This is a genomic window from Nostoc sp. (genome assembly GCF_036917155.1).
Lineage (GTDB): Bacteria > Cyanobacteriota > Cyanobacteriia > Cyanobacteriales > Nostocaceae > Nostoc.
Genome location: NZ_JBALDZ010000186.1, coordinates 1 through 3,878, shown reverse-complemented (window position 1 = coordinate 3,878; position 3,878 = coordinate 1). Strand labels below are relative to the sequence as shown.

The following is a 3,878-nucleotide window of genomic DNA, read 5'->3' as shown; positions in this document are numbered from 1 at the left end:
GCTTTTTTTCTGCTGATAACTATAAACAAAATTAATTATTCGTTTGTTCGCGTAAGATAAACGCGAACAATTTATTTTTGTCCAAAGTCCAAAAGTGTAGTGCAACGCGATTTTCAAACAATTATTTCAGAGATTGGTACACCCGCTCGTTCTCCCAAAACCCGGGGAAATTCAATCGGTCGAGTTCAAGGTCAGGCTCAAACGCAACGCACTAAGCATCCTGTTATCAAGAAGCGGTCAAAATCAACACCTGATAAACAAAAAGCCGCGTAAATTTTCTTAGGCTTTAGGCGTTTAACTCAGTTGGACTCAGTTTGAAAAATAACTGGTGTAATTTATGATGCGTAGTTTTTATTTCGCGAGTCACACTCGCGAACTTCTTCTTTTTGTCCAAAGTCCAATTATCAGGCGGAAACCAAATTAACTCTAAATCATGACCATCAGGGTCTTTAAACTTAAAAGCGCGGACACCACCCGATGCTTCATTTTCGGGTGGTATTGTCTGGGGAGCAACTGAAATTAGTTCAATGGAAAATGTACGCAAGTGAGCATAAGCACGATCCATATCACTCACTACAATTGCCAGATGTTGAAACCACAGGTCATTACTTTGTGAATAGCTGGGGATGGGTTTACCCTGAATATTAAGATACTCCATCAACTCGATAAGTTCATCACCTAATCGTAAAGTGATAATGCGAATTTTTGCCCCAGTCACACCTTCTAAGTCGCTATAATCCTGTCCTTCAACAGTAATGTCAGAAACGAGTTCAAAAGCAAGTGCTTGTGTATAGAATTCCAAAGAGCGCTCGCGGTTTGTCACTGTTAAGCCAATAGCTCTAATTTTTTGTACTTGTACATCGGTTTGATCAGACATATTCAAGAGACTTTGTACTTATTCTGTACTAGCTTCGCAAAAATTCAATATGAGTCTTGTATAAATCAATCAATATAAAAAATATTATAAAATTTATCTCTAGCTTAAGAAAGACATGCAACTGACTTTATCCTTTAAAGATTTCATCCAATAATGAAATCGTGATGAAATTTTTATAGTTCTTTCGGTAGAGATATTTATTATACCAATGGCTAGAAGCGTTCATTCTTGCAAACCTCTAAAGTAATGCCAGAATCACCAAAATAGCTGTCAAAAATTAAACACATAAGCAAAATGTGTAATTGGTATAAAAATTTCAACGTAGGACAGCTTGCTTCAATTTGGATTCAATCATAAGTTTTCAATATCAGCTATCCTCAAACTTTGCAAATGAAAATACATAACAAAAATTCTGAAAAAGTATTATGAGTTATTCCCCTTATCTGCTTAAAGGTCAAAAAGCACTTGTGACAGGTGGTAGTTCTGGAATTGGTGAAGCGATCGCTCGCTATTTGGCTGCATCAGGTGCAGCAGTAGCTATTAACTATCATTCTGAAGCTGAATCAGCCCAAAAAATTGTTGATGATATCAAAGCTAATAATGGAGAAGCGTTCGCTATTCAAGCTGATGTCAGCAAAGAAGACGAAGTAAAGGCAATGTTCAGCCAGACCCTTAAACAATTTGGCACTATTGATATTTTAGTAAGTAATGCAGGCATTCAAAAAGACTCAGCATTGATAGATATGACCCTCGATCAATGGAATGCAGTGATTGGGATAAATCTAACGGGACAATTCTTGTGTGCTAGGGAAGCCGCAAAGGAATTTTTGCGTCGAGGTGTGAAGCCTGGTATTTCATCTGCCGCAGGTAAGATTATTTGTATGAGTTCCGTACATCAGGTAATTCCTTGGGCTGGTCATGTCAATTATGCCGCGAGTAAAGGTGGTATAAATATAATGATGCAAAGTATTGCCCAAGAACTTGCACCCCACAAAATTCGTGTTAATAGTATTGCTCCTGGTGCAATCAAAACTCCAATTAACAAATCAGCTTGGGATACCCCACAAGCAGAGGCGAAGTTACTACAATTGATTCCAGCAAAACGTGTGGGTGATGTAGAAGATATCGCCAAAGCAGCAGTTTGGTTGGCTTCTGATGACTCTGATTATGTCAATGGTACAACACTGTTTGTAGATGGTGGGATGACTTTGTATCCGGGTTTTACAGAGAATGGTTAAGATAATTCGTAATGGGCTACGCCCCGCTACGCTAACGTAATTCGTAATTCGTACTTAAGTTTTGTAACTGAGATTTAAAAAGAGCCAGAAAACTTGCCGCTTGTTGTCAGCGGGGGAATTAAAGCCACAGAATTGGTTAATTGAGAATGCCTACAAAAGTTACTGTCAATTCGGGTTTGATAACCATCAACGATGGTTCCTCTTTTTTAGTAACGGCTAGTGATGGTTCGATCGACGAAAATTTACCTCAAGGTCTTTTTGTTTGGGACACACGGCTAATTTCTTACTACGAAATTTCTCTCAATCGCTGCCGACTTTCGCTATTAGCCTCTAGCAATATCACTCATCATAATGCACTTTACCAATTTACCAACCCGCAACTTTCTATTATCAATGGCACTCTACCTACTGGTAGTTTACTTGTAACCGTTCGCCGCGACATTGTGGAAGGGATGCATGAAGATATTGATATAACTAACTATCACAATGAAGTTGTTGAGTTTCAATTAATGCTAGCTGTGCGTTCTGATTTTGCGGATATTTTTGATGTCAAATCACAGCAAATTTTGACGCGGGGTGAAACACAAACCAGATGGGAAAATGGTGTACTCACTACTGAATATCGTAACGGCTCTTTCTTACGAGGTATTGTGATTGAGCCAGTTTGTGGTAATTCTGAGCCACGCTATGCCAATGGTCGTTTAATGTTTGATGTGGTCATTGCTCCTGGGAAAACATGGCACACTTGTGTTAATTTTACAGCCTTAGCAGATGGAAATGTTTTCAAACCTCAAAAAACCTGCACTGTGTCTCACAATACGAAAGCGGGAAAGGTTAGGGATCAATTTCTGATGAATGCGACAAAGTTGCGATCGTCTAATGCTGAAATTGCCGAATACTATCAGCAAGCGATCGCAGATATGGGAGCGTTGCGGATTGAGGTGGATGATAATGGACATCAATTTTGGATGCCGGCGGCTGGGATTCCCTGGTTTATTGCTGTTTTTGGACGAGACTCAATAATTGCTAGCTTGCAAGCGATCGCAGTTTATCATGAATTTGCCCGTGGCACGTTACTGAAACTGGCTCAACTCCAAGCAACTGAGTTGGATGATTGGCACGATGCCCAACCGGGCAAAATGCTGCACGAAATGCGGCGCGATGAGTTAACCACACTAAACTTACTTCCATATCATCCCTACTACGGAACAGTAGATACTACCATCTTGTGGATTGTTACTTTAGCTGAAGCCTATAACTGGAATGCTGATGTCAGTATGCTTGATGAGTGTCGAGCGCCACTGGAAAAGGCCCTAAATTGGATTGACAAATACGGCGACTTTGACGGCGATGGCTTTGTTGAATATTTAACTCATTCGTCAAAAGGATTACGCAATCAAGGTTGGAAAGATTCGGGTGACGCAATAGTTTATCCCGATGGGCAGTTAGTTGAGCCGCCAATCGCTTTGTGTGAAGTTCAAGGCTACGTTTATGATGCGTGGCTGAGGGCAGCTGTAATTTATGAAGTTTGGGGCGAAAAAGAGCAAGCCAAAAAGCTACGTCAAAAAGCCGAAGAACTTTATCAACGATTCAACGATCGCTTTTGGATGGATTCAGTTGGCTTTTACTGTTTAGGATTAGACGATAAAAAGCAGCAAATTCAATCAATTAGGGACTTCCAGAAAATAAAATATACAGAGAATAAAAATGATAATCATTGTTAGGGGGGTGGGAGAGGCTGCCAACGGCAGCCTCTCCCACCC

3 protein-coding genes are annotated in these 3,878 nt (G+C 40.1%); 2 read left to right on the top strand and 1 reads right to left on the bottom strand.

The annotated features are described in order from the left end of the window. Positions 1–286: 286 nt before the first annotated feature. Positions 287–877 (bottom strand): VOC family protein, encoded by a 591-nt coding sequence (locus V7K67_RS24255; protein ID WP_335168746.1) that lies wholly within the window; start codon positions 875–877, stop codon positions 287–289. A 425-nt stretch (positions 878–1,302) separates the two neighbouring features. On the opposite strand from V7K67_RS24255, the gene V7K67_RS24250 reads away from it, so the two are divergent. Together V7K67_RS24250 and V7K67_RS24245 are read left to right on the top strand one after the other, a co-directional pair. Continuing rightward, a complete protein-coding gene (locus V7K67_RS24250) occupies positions 1,303–2,115 on the top strand; it encodes an SDR family oxidoreductase (protein WP_335168744.1) in 813 nt (270 codons plus the stop codon). 146 nt (positions 2,116–2,261) lie between these two features. Further along, entirely contained in the window at positions 2,262–3,839 is a 1,578-nt protein-coding gene (locus V7K67_RS24245) for an amylo-alpha-1,6-glucosidase (protein ID WP_335168742.1), read from the top strand. The last annotated feature ends 39 nt before the right edge of the window (positions 3,840–3,878 follow it).